Below are 15,381 nucleotides of genomic sequence, written 5' to 3'. Positions count from 1 at the left end.
ATCGGCCTTACATCTGGGTTCATACTCAAAACCTCAGTCTATGAATCCAGTCCGACAACTTGCTTTTACGCTTGGTTCTCTCCTGATCGGTGGTGTCGCAATGGCTCAGCGCGTTACACCAACACCCGAGTTACGCGACTTCAGCGAGCAACGCATCCGGCACCAGAAAACATTGGGCCTTACCCTTGGAAGCTTCGCACTGGTCAATATTGCCGTTGGGGCGGTGGCCGCCGGACAAACGACGGGTGAAACCAGGTATTTTCATAAGATGAACGTCTACTGGAATCTGGTAAATTTGGGGATCGCCGGGGTTGGTCTACTGGGTTCGCGCAAAAAGGACCCTGAGGCCGAAACACTGGCCGATGCCGTTCGACAACACGAAAACATGAAGCAGCTTCTGCTGGTTAATGCCGGGTTAGATGTGGCCTATATAATTGGCGGAGGCTATTTGCGCGAACGCGCCGAAACACATCCCGATAAGGCCGACCAACTACGCGGTTATGGTACATCCATTATGGCTCAGGGTGGATTTTTATTAGCCTTCGATCTGGTTAATTACTTCATTTTCAAAAAACGGGGCGATAAACAGGAGCGTCTACTGCTTTCCGCTTCGCCGAACGGTCTGGGCGTTGTGTTGCCTATTCGATAAACTTGCTCGAACCAATCAAAATTCAAGGTCGTTGTCCGGTAATTGGCCAGCCGCGAAGGCGGCCCTGCACACAGGCAGTCTCATACAATTGAGCATGTACACTTTACAATCTCAGCAACCTTTTCAATCCTTCATTGACAATGCCATATCGATCTGTCGGCTCGATACCGAAGCCATTGGTTTGGCGGCAGGTGGCTCGTGGGCATCGGGCGAAATTGATCAATACTCCGACCTTGATCTTGTGCTGGTTTTGGCTCGGCAACTTGCGCCTAATGTGGACCAGATGCGAGCCTATGCCTCGAATTTTGGTTCGTTGCTGGCATCGTTTCGGGGCGATCACGTTGGCGAACCTCGCTTATTGATTGCGTTGTATGAGTCGCCTTTACTGCATGTCGATATCAAGTTTCTGACGCCCGTTGAGTTTTACCACCGTGTCGAAAATCCGGTTGTTCTTTGGGAACGGGATCAACTGCTAACATCCATCATCCGGCAATCAACGGCAGAATATCCGCCCTTTGATTTTCAGTGGACCGAAGATCGCTTCTGGGTCTGGATGCATTATGCGGCTCTCAAAATTGGTCGGGGGGAGTTTCTGGAAGCAACTGACTTTCTGGCTTTTGTGCGGAATGTGGTACTTGGGCCTATGCTACATCTTAAACAGCAGGGCTTGCCAAGGGGAGTTCGTCGGGCAGAGTCTACGTTTAATCAGTCAGATTTGATTCGATTGCAACAGACCGTAGCGACACCAGACCGGGCCTCTCTTCTCGTGAGCCTTAATGAAGCCATAAATTTATACGAGGAATTGCGCGACGAACTAGCTCCAGTCGTGTTAAACAAAAATAGAAACGCGCAACTCGCCGTTACACAGTATCTAAGCACTATTCAATAGTAATTGCTTTCCATAAGTAAAAAATGACAAATCAGGATGATTATTTTTTGCGCGAAGCCATTCAATTGGCTCGCGAAGGTATGACAACCGATCAGGGCGGGCCGTTTGGCTGCGTCATTGTTCGCGATGGCGAAATTGTAGGTAAAGGGTTCAACATGGTTACCTCAACCAATGACCCAACTGCCCATGCCGAAGTGGTGGCGATTCGGGATGCCTGCCAAAATCTGGGCACGTTTCAACTGGATGGTTGTACGCTTTATGCCTCCTGCGAGCCGTGCCCCATGTGTTTGGGGGCTATTTACTGGGCACGTCCCAGCCGTATTGTCTATGCAGCTTTTCATTCCGATGCCGCCAGGGCTGGTTTCGACGATCAGTTTATTTACGAAGAACTAGACAAACCCCGCGAAGAGCGGCATATTCCCATGCACCAACTGCTACGCGACGAAGCCGAAGCGGTTTTTCAGGAATGGGTAGCCTTGGAAAAACGAATTCCATATTAATGCCTTTGTAGAGACGTAATCCTTTGCGTCTCCTGTGCGTCAGCCAAATCCGTCCGGGCAAGGAGACGCAAAGTATTGCGTCTCTACAAAACAAAAACCGTACTTTTGTGGAAATTAAATAGTCGCTTATTGAAAAAACATGAAGCGACCCTCTAAACGGATTACGTCATGCCAGGAATGGAATTTTTTGGAGCTGCTGAGCGCGCGGAAATCAATGATGTGCTTGAGACCGGTATCCTGTTTCGGTATAATCACGAAGCGCAACGCAACAATATTTACAAAGCCCGCGAGTTTGAGGCTGAGGTTGCCAAGTTAGTTGGTGCCAATTTTGCTCATGCCGTGTCGAGCGGGTCAACGGCTGTTTTATGCGCGTTGGCAGCAGCCGGCATTGGTGCGGGTGATGAAGTGATCGTACCGCCCTTCACCTATATCGCAACAGTCGAAGCCGTGTTGATGGTGGGTGCGTTACCCGTTTTCGCCGATATCGATGAGACGCTTTGTATTAGTGCCGACGGTATTCGTAAGGCTATTACGCCAAAAACGAAAGCTATTGCACTGGTGCATATGTGTGGTCAGATGGCCGATATGGACGCAATCATGGCAGTTGTCAATGAGCATAATCTAGTGCTGGTTGAAGACGCCGGGCAGGCTATGGGCGCAAGCTATAAAGGCGTTTCGACGGGGCTTTGGGGTAAAACCGGCGCCTATTCGTTCGACTTTTTCAAGATCGCAACAGCGGGCGAAGGCGGTATCATGGTGACAAACGATGAGGTTGCCTACAAACATGCCGATTCTTATTCTGACCACGGGCATGACCATATTGGCAGCAACCGGGGTATGGAACAACACCCTGTTCTGGGTTTCAACTACCGCATCAGCGAACTTCATGCGGCTGTTGGGCTTGTTCAAACACGACGTGTTCCTGAAATTATTAAGAGCAACAACGCCCACAAAACCCAGCTTATGGATGCCTTAGGGCAGGTACCGGGTGTTGGGTTTGCCCGCATTCCCGATGTCGATGGCGATTCGGCAACGTTTCTGAACCTGCTGATGCCCGATACCGAAACGGCGCAGCGTGTTGTCGCCGAAATGAATGCGGCTGGCGTGGGTGGTTTCAACTACTGGTTCACGAATATGTACCACTTCATTAACCAGTGGGATCATATCAAACAAATGCGGACAGCGGCCCCACTGGCCATCGAAAAATTCGGTGCACCACAGGACTATAACAACCTCGACATTCCAAACGCACAGGCGACGATTGGCCGACTGATTTCATTTGGTATCCGGGCAAGCTGGACATCGGAGGAAGTAGCCGCATTGGCAACCAACATCGAAGCAGCCATTCGGAAAGCAACTTTGGTAGAAGCATAGATTTTTAAAAATTGGTCTTATGTCAACGACAGCCTTACTTTCCGAAATTGTAGCCTTACCGCCCGAGTTACGTCGTGAGGTTGAAGACTTCGTTGCCTTTCTGCGAACCAAAAAGCAAGCCACGACAGCACCTGCAGAACGAGAGTTTGGCTATGCGAAAGGGAAGGTAAGGCTGTCTGATGATTTCGATGCGCCCCTGGACGATTTTAAGGAATACATGTGATGCGCCTACTACTTGATACGCACACATTACTCTGGTTTTATAGCGGTGATGAAGCACTGTCTAACAACCTTAGAGAGACGATTAAGAGTCCTGCAAATGCTTGTTTTATAAGTATTGCAAGCTTGTGGGAAATAACTATCAAAGTGAGTTTAGGGAAACTGGAACTCAATACATCAATACTCGAATTGTTTGATTTTCTGGAACGCAATCAATTTTGGGTGCTTCCAATCGAATTTAATCATTTGGTAGAACTACAGCGATTACCGAATCACCACCGTGATCCGTTTGATCGTCTTATCATTGCACAAGCGTTAGCTGAAAATTTAGCTGTCGCCACAAGAGATTCATTTTTCAGCCAGTATGGCTTAACGATAACATGGTAGCTACACAAACCACGCATAAGAACTTCAAGGGTGTTGAGAAGACAGTTTTCGGACGGGGGAGCTTTTCGCAACTCGACGAAATTCTGGCGCCACAACGCGTCGAGAACGAAGGCTATTTCGTCTTCCTTGTCGACAATTATTTCAAAGGTAAACCGCTCGAAGGACAGGTTCCGTCCCATGCCGAAGATTTAACGTTCTACATCAGCGTTGAAGAGCACGAGCCAACAACCGACCAGATCGACCAACTCCGTGATGAGATTTTGGCCAAAAAAGGTCTTCCTTCGGGTGTTGTTGGTATTGGGGGCGGCAGCATTATGGACATTGCCAAAGCGTTGTCGCTGATGCTGACGAACGAAGGGTCTTCGACACTGTATCAGGGCTTGAACCTCATTAAAAAACCGGGCGTTTACCACGTTGGTGTACCGACCATTTCGGGTACGGGTGCCGAGGTTTCGATGACGGCGGTACTAACGGGACCAGTCAAAAAGTTGGGCCTGAAATGCGAGTGGACGGTATTCAACCAGATCGTTCTTGACCCCGAGCTGATTGCCAGTGTGCCCCGCAACTGGTGGTTTTATACGGGCATGGATACCTATATCCACTGCATCGAATCGGAAAATGGCCGACTGAATAATGCCTATTCACACGCCTATGCCGAACAATCCATGAAGCTCTGCCGGGAGGTATATCTGGGCGAAAACTCAGGGCAGACACCCGAGAATGACGATAAACTGATGGTGGCGTCGATGATGGGCGGCCTAAGCCTTACCTACTCCGAAGTCGGTGTGTGCCATGCACTCAGCTATGGCCTGTCGAAGATTCTGGGAACCCGGCATTGTTATGCCAATTGCCTGATCATGAATCACCTCGCTGATTATTACCCGCAGGGTGTTGCCGAGTTTAAAGAGATGGTGGCCTATCACCAGATTGATCTGCCGCAGGGCTTATCGAACGACTGGAGCGATGACACCATCACGCAAATGGCTCATGTTTCGTATAATCTGCCGCACATGTGGCTACATGCTATCGGCGATAACTGGCAGGAAGTTATTACCATCGACTTGCTCAAGGATCTGTTCCGGCGGCTGTAAATTTTTAAAGGTTATGACACAGAGATTCACGGAGATTAAAGGAGATACACAGAGATTTTTTGTCTCTTTTTTATCTCTGTGTATCTCCTTTAATCTCCGTGAATCTCTGTGTCATAACCCTTTTAACCTAAATAATTATGTCTCAAAAAAATGTTCGCGTTGGCGATATCGAATGCGGTTCGGATGAGTTGTTCCTCATCAGCGGTCCTTGTGTCATTGAAGATGAAAAAATTATGATGACGGTGGCTGAGCAGCTCCGCGAAATCCAGGAACGGCTCGGCATCAAAATTATTTATAAGTCGTCGTTCCAGAAGGACAACCGTTCCAGCCTGAATTACTACAATGGTCCAGGTCTCGACAAAGGCCTTAAAATTCTGGCAAAGGTAAAAGAGCAGTTCGGTTTTCCCCTGCTTACCGACGTGCATTATCCTGACCAGTGTGCCCCCGCTGCCGAAGTGGTGGATGTACTGCAAATTCCGGCTTACCTCTGTATGCAGACGATGCTGGTTGTAGCGGCTGCCCAAACGGGTAAAGTTGTGAACGTGAAGCACGGACAGTTTCTGGCACCGGAAAACATGAAACACCCGGTCAAGAAAATTGAAGATTCGGGCAATGAACAGATCATCCTGACCGAGCGCGGTTTCACCTTTGGCTACAACGATTTAGTGGTTGACCCCCGTGCTTTCTACCACATGGCCCGCACCAATTACCCGGTTGTGTTCGACGTGACGCATGCCATTCGCAAGTATGGTATCCCATCGGCCGATGCCAAAGGTGGTGCGCGTGAGTACCTGCCTGTGTTGGCACGTGCCGGTGTGGCTGCCGGTGTCGACGGGTTGTTTGTTGAAACCCATACCTGCCCATCAGAGGCTCTTTGCGATGCCGCCAGCCAACTGGATATTCGCTACCTGGAAGAGTTTATGAAACCCCTAATCGAACTTCATGCCGTTGAGGTAAAATACCGCAATACGTTGCCGGAATTGGCTTAAATGAATGAATAATGGTCAATGAATGATGTATAATGGGAGCTGCCCGCATTTATTATACATTATTCATTGACCATTATTCATTACAATAAAATGATCGAAAAGACCTTCACCGCCCTTGGCGGCCAATTTGTTACCCCTGCCGATGTACTGACTGAAAAGCTCAAAGCTGTTCGGGCCATTGTGTTCGACTGGGACGGCGTTTTCAACGACGGTGTCAAAACCGAAGCGGGGAGTAGTTCGTTTAGCGAAGTCGATTCGATGGGGACAAATCTTCTTCGGTTTGGCTTCTGGCTTCATCATGGCGGGCAACTGCCCGTTGCTGCAGTCATTACCGGCGTAACGAATGGGTTAGCTGATACACTGGTGGGACGTGAACATTTCCACGCCTGTTATTCGCAGGCGAAACATAAAGTAGATGTTCTGGCTCACCTTCTGGAGAAGCATAATCTGGAACCGAAGGAAGTAGCCTTTTTCTTCGATGATGCGCTTGATCTTTCCGTTGCAGAAATTGTTGGTGTACGCATTATGATCCGTCGAAATGCCAACCCGCTTTTCACGAATTACGTGGTGCAAAATGGCCTGGTCGACTATGTGACGGGCAGCCAAAGCGGACAGTTTGCCGTGCGCGAAGGCTGCGAACTGATGCTGGGTTTACTGGGTCAGTTCGACACCGTTATGGTCGAACGACTGCGCTACAAACCTATTTATGACCAATATTACCAACAGCGCCAGGCTATCGAACCGAGTTACTGGACGGTAGGGCCAAACGGGCCAGAGCCCAAATAACTAGAGCACAGAAATCCTCTGAGTATCTCTGTGTTACCTCAGTGTAACTCTGTGACATAACTTCTCAATACATGATTATCGGAATAATTCCTGCCCGCTACGGCTCAACACGTTTTCCCGGAAAACCCCTGGCCGACATCGGTGGCAAGTCCATGATTCAACGGGTGTTGGAGCAGGCCAGCAAAGCAACATCGTTGTCGAAAGTGGTTGTTGCCACCGACGATGAACGGATTGCTGAAGCCGTTCGTCGGATTGGCTTCGAAGCTGTCATGACGCGCTCTGATCACCCCAGCGGTACCGACCGTTGCTGGGAAGCGTATGATCGGCTAGTTGCCGACGGAATCATTGATGGAAATTCAATGGATTATGTGCTGAATATTCAGGGAGACGAACCCTTTATCGACCCAGCTCAGATTGACGAACTTGCGGCCATTCTGGACGGTAGTGTCGAACTGGCTACCCAGATGGCAACGGTCGATTCGGCGGCCATGCTACATGATCCAAAAGAAGCCAAGATTGTGATCAATGAGCAAAACGAAGCCTTGTATTTTAGTCGGTCGGCGGTTCCGTATTTGTGGGGCGTTGAACCCGATCGTTGGCATGAGCAACACGCTTATCACCGCCACGTTGGTTTATACGCCTACCGCGTCGATGTACTCGAAAAACTCACTCAATTACCCCCCTCCCCCCTCGAACGGGCCGAATCGCTGGAGCAACTGCGTTGGATAGAGGCTGGGTATCGTATCAAACTTGTCGCTACAGAATTTCAGACGCAAAGTGTGGATAGCCCGGAAGATATTGAGAAGATAGTGAAAAGCGGGTTGTAGCGGGAGTGGTGCGTTCTGGCGCGGGCATTCGCCCGTGCCTCTGCATAAATGCGAGTATATACTCGCTAAATTAACAGGCACGGGCGAATGCCCGCGCCAGAATTCGCGTCACGCAAACGTCTGAACCTCACTCACAGAGCCCGGTTGCGTCCAGATTTGATACTGCACCCGCGCCCAAACCAGCAAACACGGCAGGGCTTTGATGTTGTAGGGCTGGAAAAATTGTTTCTGCACTACTTGCGGGAAAATGTCGGTAGGAGACAGCGAGGTGAACACAATCACCAATCCTAATAAAATCTGGTCAAGTCGGGAGGGGTTTTCCAGCGTAACCCACCACAGTGCCACGCCCGTAACAGCCATTACGTAAGTCGGTGATTCGGCCATTTTGTTGAATACAATCATGAACAGCAGGAAATAGGCCACCATTCGCCGTTGAAACAGCCTGTCTTTCCAAAGGCCAAACCGAAGAAAAGGCAGCAGAAACAGCGTTGCGCCAATGGCTTCAATGATTCGGTAATTACTGTCTGTTTTTGCCATGCCAAACCACGCCTGGGCAATACCCATAACCGACACCTGCAAGCCTAACTTGCTGACAACAATTACATTGAACCATTCTTTATATTCCGCCAATAGGTTGTCGAGCGGGATCATGGTGAGTGGAGCCATCGCAAACAGGGCTGTCCAGACAACCATTGCTAGAATGAACTGTGGCTTTTTAGGGTAGAATAGAAAAAATCCAGCAGCCGCTACGCCATAGAATTTAATAAACAGGCAAAGCACAAAAAAGAAAGCCGCCTGCCAGACTCGTTCGTTCCGTAAGTGATATAGTCCCAGCAGCATAGCACCTACAATAAGGTTGTTACTTTGCAGATTTTGGGCGGTAATGAGGGCCTCCAGAATGATGATGAGCAACGCTACGCGCCGTTGTTTGGCAGGGTCTTTCTCGTCGGATAAATAAAACCAGACACCGGCCAACAGGACGACCGTGTTGAGGAGATTCCAGAGAATCATGCCCAGCAGATTCGGCATGTAATAAAACGGCCCCATCAGCCAGGCGAATGTCGGGCTGTATTTATAATTGTCGTCGTACAGGTTAGGATGCAGTCCGTAGATACTCTTGTTGATGAGCAGGTTATGGAACGGCTTGGCAAACATCAGGTAGTTGTTGTAATTACCAAATCCAAGCAGATAATTCTGAACGGCCACCAGGCAGAAAAGAAAGACAAATAAACCCAGCAAACGGGGTAAGGTTAGAAAACGGAGCGCGCGTTGCAATGTGTTGACGAGTCGTTAATCAGACAAAATTAATCAGGAATCATCCGACTTGACGATTTATCTTTGGCCTATTATGTCATCACATCATATTGTCCGTGAAAAACAGGAACCTGCTCTGCTTATTGCCAACGGTGAAGCCTGTAACGCCGAACTGCTGGGACAGCTTTTAGAGTGGAGCCCTACCGTGGTGGTACTCGATAGTGCCATTTGGCGGGTGCTCGATTTAGGAATCAAAGTCGATGTGCTGCTCGGTGACTTCGACCGAAACCTGGACCTCGATAGCATTCGGGCACAGCAATATCCACTGGAGATTGTTCACACGCCCGACCAGGACAAAACCGATCTCGACAAAGGCATCGAGTACCTCATTGAGCAAGGTTATCCAGCCGTCAATATTGTTTGGGCCACCGGTCGGCGGGCCGATCACAGCCTGACGAATATGACGAATATCGTTCGATACAAAGACCAGATTCGGATTGTCATGCTCGATGATCACTCGAAAATCTTCCCGCTGGTCGGCCGGTTCGAGAAGTGGTACGAAGCCGGAATACCCATCTCGCTGATTCCCGTTGGGACTGTAACCGGTTTTAGTTCTGAAGGGCTAAAATACAATCTTCAGGATGCGACCCTGACGTTGGGTTACTTTACCAGTAGTAGTAACGAAGCGGCCGAGGACGGTTTTGTGCGCATTGACGCCAAAACGGGTGATTTGCTGATTATGGAGTGCTGGGATTAGGATAGTAGTCTGGCGCGAGTATTAACTCGTGCCTGTTTATGAAGTCAGTATTTACTGACGCATCGGTATCCAGCAAACGCATGCCAGCGAATGCTGGCTATATGAGTAGGCACGGGTAAATACCTGCGCCAGCAAACGCAAAAACTCACTTTGCCCGGTTGTACTTTTTCAACACATTCATAACCGCCTTGTGCGGTAGTGCATAGGCTTTGTTTCCGTTTATCCCCTCTATCGTTTCGGCGGCTACCATAGCGTTGATGATTGCTTCTTCAACCGCCTGAACCGTAGCTTCGAATAACGGATTGATCAGGTCATTGGGTAGCTGGTCAACTTTGGCAAAGTTTGTTCGCTGAAACGCCGATGAGTTTGCCGTAGAAAACGCGATGAAAATATCGCCGGAGCCGTTTTCTCCCCGACCACCAACTTTCCCTACGCCGATAGGAACCCTTGCCGCTATCCGTTTTAACTGATGTGGTAGCAAAGGCGCATCTGTTGCCACAACGACGATAATTGAGCCGTCGCCCGCCTGTTTATAGTGGAGGGGCGGAGCTTTTAACTCGTAGTTCAACGTGTCTTTTAGTTCTACGCCAACCGGAACCCCGGCAATGGTCAGATTCTTCTTGGCCCCAAAGTTCGATTGAACCAATACACCCACGGTGTAGGTCGAATCTTTGATCTTGACTATTCTTGATGAAGTGCCGGTGCCCCCTTTAAATCCCAGACACATCATGCCGGTGCCACCCCCAACATTACCCTCCTGAATCGCGCCCGTTTTGGCACTTTCCAGCGCTTCATAGGCATTGCTTTCTTTGACGTGAAAGCCGTAAATATCATTTAAAAAACCGTCGTAAGTTTCGGCAACAACGGGGTAGGTGTACCAGAAATTCTCTTTATACCAGTGTTTCTCAACAAACCATTTCAACACCGCATCCCGCACAACGCCAACGCTGTTTGTATTGGTAATCATGATGGGTGTTTCCAGAAAACCGGATTCCGTTATCCAGGTTGTACCGGTCATTTCGCCATTCCCGTTCAATGTATACCAGTTTGCGTAAACAGGGTTGTTCGTTTTTCCACGAGGCAGAATGGCCGTAACCCCGGTGCGAACGGGGCCTTTTCCCAACACGTTTTTACCCTGTCCGGAAATGATAGTACTATAGCCTACAGTAACTCCATGGACATCTGTTATAGCGTTGAATTTTCCGGTATTACCGTCAAACGGAATACCAATATCTCTGGCCCTCGGCTTTTGTGCATTGATGGATGCATAAATCAGTAAAAGCAAGCTGATAAGGATGGAGGTTTTCATGTTTCTGGAGTGAAATTGTACCTTGTCCCGAAGAGTTAGCGATGAATGCTGGTTATGGCTAATATCTTCGTTTTATTGTCCACAAAGGAGTTGTTTGTTGCTGACAAATGGACTTTTTGAAATACGGCTAAGCATAAATATACAAAAGACTTAGCCTTGTTATGCCTGTGCTAATTTATAGGTTTGATTAGTAAGGTAATAGCTAACGGTACGGTACGTCAACGATCAACTCACGTTTGCTCGAAAATGGGCTGTGTTCGCATTAGCGATTCAGAAGAATACGACCACTTAATTTCCCGTTTGGGCTGTCAGGTATTGACCAGTCAAGACCATCTCCGCTATGTAGCGATAAATTATACAGATAGATGCCCGCCGGGAGTTGATTGCCCGCATCGTCGCGCCCATCCCATAACCACTCGTTCAGTCCAATTCGGGGAGGCTTGTTGATATGTCGAACCGGTTGCCCGCCGAGATTGGTAAACGTTAGTGATGCGTCGACCGGGGGTTGATCGCCGGTGAGGTGAAAGGCGAACCGTGTCTGGTCTCGAAAAGGGTTTGGGTACACACGCAAGTCGGTCAACTTCCTGTCGTTCAAGACCCGAAAGCTGATTTGGTACGGTACTGCAGCATTCCCCACCAGATCGCGGGCGGTAACCAACAAATGGTAAATCCCTTCGGCTAATTCTGGAAATGAATACCGGATTCGAAACACGTTGTCAGCGCTGGTCGGCTGACTGATCGACCCGTGCCAGGGTAAGTGAGTGAACGGTACATTCGTGCCAGGGCGTTGTAGGTATAAAGCCAGCCCCGTGGTATCGCGACGGATGAGCGAGCGGTTGTCGTCGGCAACCAGAATATCGATAATGGGTTGGGCTGATACCACGGAACCGTCGGCAATACGGGCACCGTCAATGGCTACATCAAGAATGGGAGCAAATTTGTCGGGTTGAACCACCAGCGGGAGGTCGAGCGTGTTGTTTAGAAATGAGTATTCAGGTTGAATGCGTGGGTTAACCGTTAGGAGAACACGGTTGATGCCCGGAAATTTCTCGGTATTGATTTCGGTTGTGAAGTGCAGTGTATCGGCCCCAAAGGGTGCTTTAACAGACCATATTTTTTGTTGTGGACTCGATAGGCCAGCCGCATAAATTGTTTGCCGAACAACCAGCGAATCCGTGAACGGGTAGGGGCTAAGGCTGGTAAACCGGGTTTGTATAGTAACAACATCACCTTGTTGTATATCAGTGGGTAAGGGATCGTTTAGCCAAAGCTGTCCTTCGGGCAAGCCTGTAGGCTGGCTATTCGGTGCATAAACAAACGAGCTTATCGACCATGTGGTTGAGTCGCCTAGTGTTGGGCTAGCCAGACGCACACGCCAGTAATAGGTCGTATTGGGTTGATTTGGTAGTGTTATTGGAAAACTAATTTGGCTGGTTGCCGAGAGCCGTTTCGAGCTATGGAATGGACTGTCAAAGCGGGCGGTTGTGTCTATTTCCAGATCGAAAAGGTGTTGGCCTTCGGCAACGTATTGCGCCGTTAGTTGAACAGTTTGGGTGTTAATCTGGCTATTCGGAGCCGGATAAATCAGAAGGGGTTTCGTACTCGAAATAGTTAGCTCGACAGTTGCCTGATTGTTTGTGTGGTTAGTCTCAGCACGGGCAAAGGGAGAGTCAGTTGGATTAATTGTTATCTCAAAAAGGTTTTGCCCTTCGGCATTTCGCTCGTTTGGAATCGTCACTATCAAGGTGTCCCGGTAAGCGACCGAATGCTGCATCAGCCCATTAAAAACCCCTGATTCGCGCCCATTAACCCATCGTCGCACTCGAACGGGCACAGAGCCTGACCGGTATTGACCGGCATTCTGGACGATAGCCCGGACATATACCGAATCACTCAAATTCGTTAGCGACTGATGATCCGCACCCTGTATGGTCAGGCCATTGGTCGTCAATCCATAATCGGGTGTTTTGTTTGGAAATAGTCGAATTGCCGGGTCGCCCTGTAAAACCATTTGCTGGCAATTCGCCAGGTCACGCCCATCTGTCGATTGAGCCAACACGCGTCGTATGGTTTCCTCTTGGAGTTGTCCAATTGATTTGTTGAGTTGGATGCTATCGGCCAGTAAGGAATAAAAGGCCGTCGTGTAGCGGTGCATCACATCGGGGTAACCAAGGTTGCTTTGGGCAATAGCGGCAATGGCTCCACGATTTGGGGTCAGCACCCAGTCGGTGGCGAGGGTTGGGCGGCCAAAGAAGAAGTTGCCAATAGCGCAGCCGTTAACAAGCAGGAGCGGATACTTGCCTTTATTTTGGTAGCCAAGCGCGTCGTTAGAGCAGAAACCAATGTCCAGATCGGTAACGTCCAACCCCGAATGACCGAAAAAAGTGATCAAACCTACTCCTTCGTTCACGGGTTTCACCACGCTTCGTTGCTCAACCGGACTGTTGGTTTCTTTCGAGATCGTCGTCACATGAGCGCCCAATGATTGCGTGGTGGCCTGATCGCGGTAACTATCGACCAGTCGACGAAATAAATCCTGTTCGCCCGGTGTTTGGCCTCCGCTTAGGTGGAGCAGATTTTTTCGCCAAAACAGGTCATCGGTTCGGCGCTCATAGTCGGTTACTTTATTCAGGTAGTTGAGCACGTCCAAAGGCGTTCCGGCATTGATGCGCCCCGTCGGAATGGCCTGAACATCGGTAGTGTCTCCATCCAGATCGGCCGTAAACAGCATATCTGAGCCGGGATAACCCGCCGTCATCACCATATCGAGACTGGCCTGATTTGGGACACGTCGAATGCCGGGGGTGCTTCGGGCGCGGCCAATGAGCAGTAAATACTGAAGCGATCCCTTGCTCTGCCGGTACATTTTCGCCACAAATCGACGGATAGCCAGCGGACTCCGTTCGCCATAGTTATACTGGTCGATTAATTGCTGCATCGTGACGGTAAGTGTATCAAAACCGCCCCCTTGTGCGGATGCCCGGTAGGCGGCATAGTCTTGTACCGCGTTTGTTTTCGCACCTGTAATTTGGTTCTCAACTGGCTGCATCAGGGCTTCGTGGCTTATGAGCAGGTAGGTTGGTTTTCGAACACTCCAGTTCGTGAAGGTCACAGGCAACAGGGCTGGCACCGTTTTAGGCTGACTCGTGCTGAAGATTGTTTTGGCTACCGTTGTGCCCCGGATAATCAGCCGGGCCGAAGCAGTCTGGGGCATTATGGCACTAAGTAGCCGGGGAGAATCTGATTCCGAAATATCCCAGAAACGAGTGCCGGATGGCACATTGGCAACGTCGATTAGGGAACGTCCGACCCGATTTGGCTCAAGCCTGAATACGGTCGGGAATTGGTCGTTAAGTACAAATGCCTGCGGATACCGAAGTCGTATATACGATACGGAATATGTATCGACGCTGAAATCTTCAGTGCGGGATACTGTCGAGACAAACAGGTTCCCATCGGGACCAACGTCTGCCCAACTCGCAAGTTGTTGAATATGCGCGTTATTGTAAGTCGAAAAACGAACTGAATCGAGTACGCGCTGGGTGTTGATTGTTGACCCAATGAGGCAATCTACCCGGTGGTTGGTGTAATTACGGCCAACGATTAAAAGGTCTATCCGGGGAGTTGGACCTGTTTTTATGGGATTTGCGAGTGAAAAGAGCGTGTGATAGAGTTTGTCTTTTTGCTGGACTACGCCCGTATACCCTTCGCCCGCTTCGTAGTAACTGTACTCAATTTTAGGGGGTATGCCAGTTGCCCAGCCGGGATAATTTTCAGTAAATACACGCAGATCTTCGGCCAAATGATAAGGTTCGGGCGTCAGGCCCGCGCTTGTCGTATCGGTGTAGGCAACCATTCGTCTGCCGGGTTTACCATCGAGCCGCCATGTGAGGAAATAGGCGGTTGTATCGGTAAAGAGGCTATAATAGGCATGCGGTTGTGCGCTGGCCGGACGATAGAGGGCGGAGTCGGGAATACCATCATTCTTTCGCCCGTAAAATTCCAGAAAATCGCCTGTGTCGAAATGCGTATCCGTTTCGCCTTCTACATAAATGGCCTGTTCAACGCCCCTGTGAAATAGCTGTAATGTTGTGGGGTCAATCTGGTTAGTTGGAACGCCTGCCTTTTGTAACTCATTCGTGGTAACCCGATAAATGCCATCCTCCGCAACCGGAATTTTATAATAGGTCTGCGAATAAACCAGCCAGCGCGTTGGATCGAGACTATCGCGGGTCGATTGACCTGTGACAGGCAAAGAAACAAGACTAAGAAAAACAGCAGACAGACGGGTAATGACGTGGCGCATAAGGACAATATTGTGTCTCTTAGACGCACCATAGGGCTGGTAAG

Annotated in this window: 14 protein-coding genes; 11 read left to right on the top strand and 3 right to left on the bottom strand. The window is 49.5% G+C overall.

The genetic code is table 11. The annotated features are described in order from the left end of the window. Positions 1-40: 40 nt before the first annotated feature. The 10 genes from CWM47_RS00665 (at position 41) to kdsB (ending at position 7,711) form a co-directional block, all read left to right on the top strand. Positions 41-649 carry a DUF6992 family protein gene (locus tag CWM47_RS00665; protein ID WP_100985886.1) on the top strand — a complete coding sequence of 203 codons (609 nt, stop codon included), beginning with the start codon at positions 41-43 and terminating at the stop codon, positions 647-649. 94 nt (positions 650-743) lie between these two features. Next, positions 744-1,538 (top strand): hypothetical protein, encoded by a 795-nt coding sequence (locus CWM47_RS00660; protein ID WP_100993673.1) that lies wholly within the window; start codon positions 744-746, stop codon positions 1,536-1,538. Positions 1,539-1,561: 23 nt separating this feature from the next. Then, positions 1,562-2,038 carry a nucleoside deaminase gene (locus tag CWM47_RS00655; protein ID WP_100985885.1) on the top strand — a complete coding sequence of 159 codons (477 nt, stop codon included), beginning with the start codon at positions 1,562-1,564 and terminating at the stop codon, positions 2,036-2,038. Between the two features lie 168 nt (positions 2,039-2,206). After that, entirely contained in the window at positions 2,207-3,412 is a 1,206-nt protein-coding gene (locus CWM47_RS00650) for a DegT/DnrJ/EryC1/StrS family aminotransferase (RefSeq protein WP_240625658.1), read from the top strand. A gap of 19 nt (positions 3,413-3,431) precedes the next feature. Beyond that, complete coding sequence (vapB, locus tag CWM47_RS00645) at positions 3,432-3,635, top strand: type II toxin-antitoxin system VapB family antitoxin (protein ID WP_100985883.1); 204 nt, start codon at positions 3,432-3,434, stop codon at positions 3,633-3,635. After that, positions 3,635-4,018 carry a type II toxin-antitoxin system VapC family toxin gene (locus tag CWM47_RS00640; protein ID WP_100985882.1) on the top strand — a complete coding sequence of 128 codons (384 nt, stop codon included), beginning with the start codon at positions 3,635-3,637 and terminating at the stop codon, positions 4,016-4,018. Before vapB ends, CWM47_RS00640 begins: the two co-directional genes overlap by 1 nt. Then, positions 4,012-5,109: an iron-containing alcohol dehydrogenase family protein gene (locus CWM47_RS00635; RefSeq protein ID WP_100985881.1), complete on the top strand. Its 1,098-nt coding sequence runs from the start codon at positions 4,012-4,014 to the stop codon at positions 5,107-5,109. Before CWM47_RS00640 ends, CWM47_RS00635 begins: the two co-directional genes overlap by 7 nt. 137 nt (positions 5,110-5,246) lie before the next feature. Continuing rightward, the gene (gene kdsA, locus CWM47_RS00630) at positions 5,247-6,098 is read left to right on the top strand and encodes a 3-deoxy-8-phosphooctulonate synthase (protein WP_100985880.1); all 852 of its coding nucleotides are present in this window, start codon (positions 5,247-5,249) and stop codon (positions 6,096-6,098) included. Between the two features lie 90 nt (positions 6,099-6,188). Next, positions 6,189-6,884: a phosphatase gene (locus CWM47_RS00625; protein ID WP_100985879.1), complete on the top strand. Its 696-nt coding sequence runs from the start codon at positions 6,189-6,191 to the stop codon at positions 6,882-6,884. 71 nt (positions 6,885-6,955) lie between these two features. Continuing rightward, on the top strand, positions 6,956-7,711 hold the full coding sequence (gene kdsB / locus CWM47_RS00620) for a 3-deoxy-manno-octulosonate cytidylyltransferase (protein ID WP_100985878.1): 756 nt from the start codon (positions 6,956-6,958) through the stop codon (positions 7,709-7,711). Between the two features lie 108 nt (positions 7,712-7,819). Here the strand turns inward: kdsB and CWM47_RS00615 are convergent, their stop codons facing one another. Then, entirely contained in the window at positions 7,820-8,986 is a 1,167-nt protein-coding gene (locus CWM47_RS00615; protein WP_100985877.1) for a glycosyltransferase family 87 protein, read from the bottom strand. Between the two features lie 73 nt (positions 8,987-9,059). Here CWM47_RS00615 and CWM47_RS00610 point away from each other — a divergent pair, with 73 nt between their 5' ends. Then, positions 9,060-9,722 (top strand): thiamine diphosphokinase, encoded by a 663-nt coding sequence (locus CWM47_RS00610; RefSeq protein ID WP_100985876.1) that lies wholly within the window; start codon positions 9,060-9,062, stop codon positions 9,720-9,722. A 145-nt stretch (positions 9,723-9,867) separates the two neighbouring features. Here CWM47_RS00610 and CWM47_RS00605 read toward each other — a convergent pair whose 3' ends face one another. Together CWM47_RS00605 and porU2 are read right to left on the bottom strand one after the other, a co-directional pair. After that, on the bottom strand, positions 9,868-11,031 hold the full coding sequence (locus tag CWM47_RS00605; protein WP_100985875.1) for a DmpA family aminopeptidase: 1,164 nt from the start codon (positions 11,029-11,031) through the stop codon (positions 9,868-9,870). 262 nt (positions 11,032-11,293) lie between these two features. Further along, on the bottom strand, positions 11,294-15,337 hold the full coding sequence (porU2, locus tag CWM47_RS00600; protein ID WP_100985874.1) for a putative type IX secretion system sortase PorU2: 4,044 nt from the start codon (positions 15,335-15,337) through the stop codon (positions 11,294-11,296). Positions 15,338-15,381: the final 44 nt, after the last annotated feature.

The sequence above is a fragment of the Spirosoma pollinicola genome (genome assembly GCF_002831565.1).
GTDB lineage: Bacteria > Bacteroidota > Bacteroidia > Cytophagales > Spirosomataceae > Spirosoma > Spirosoma pollinicola.
Note: the sequence above shows the minus strand (reverse complement) of the source record. Positions and strands in the feature narration are given on the sequence as shown.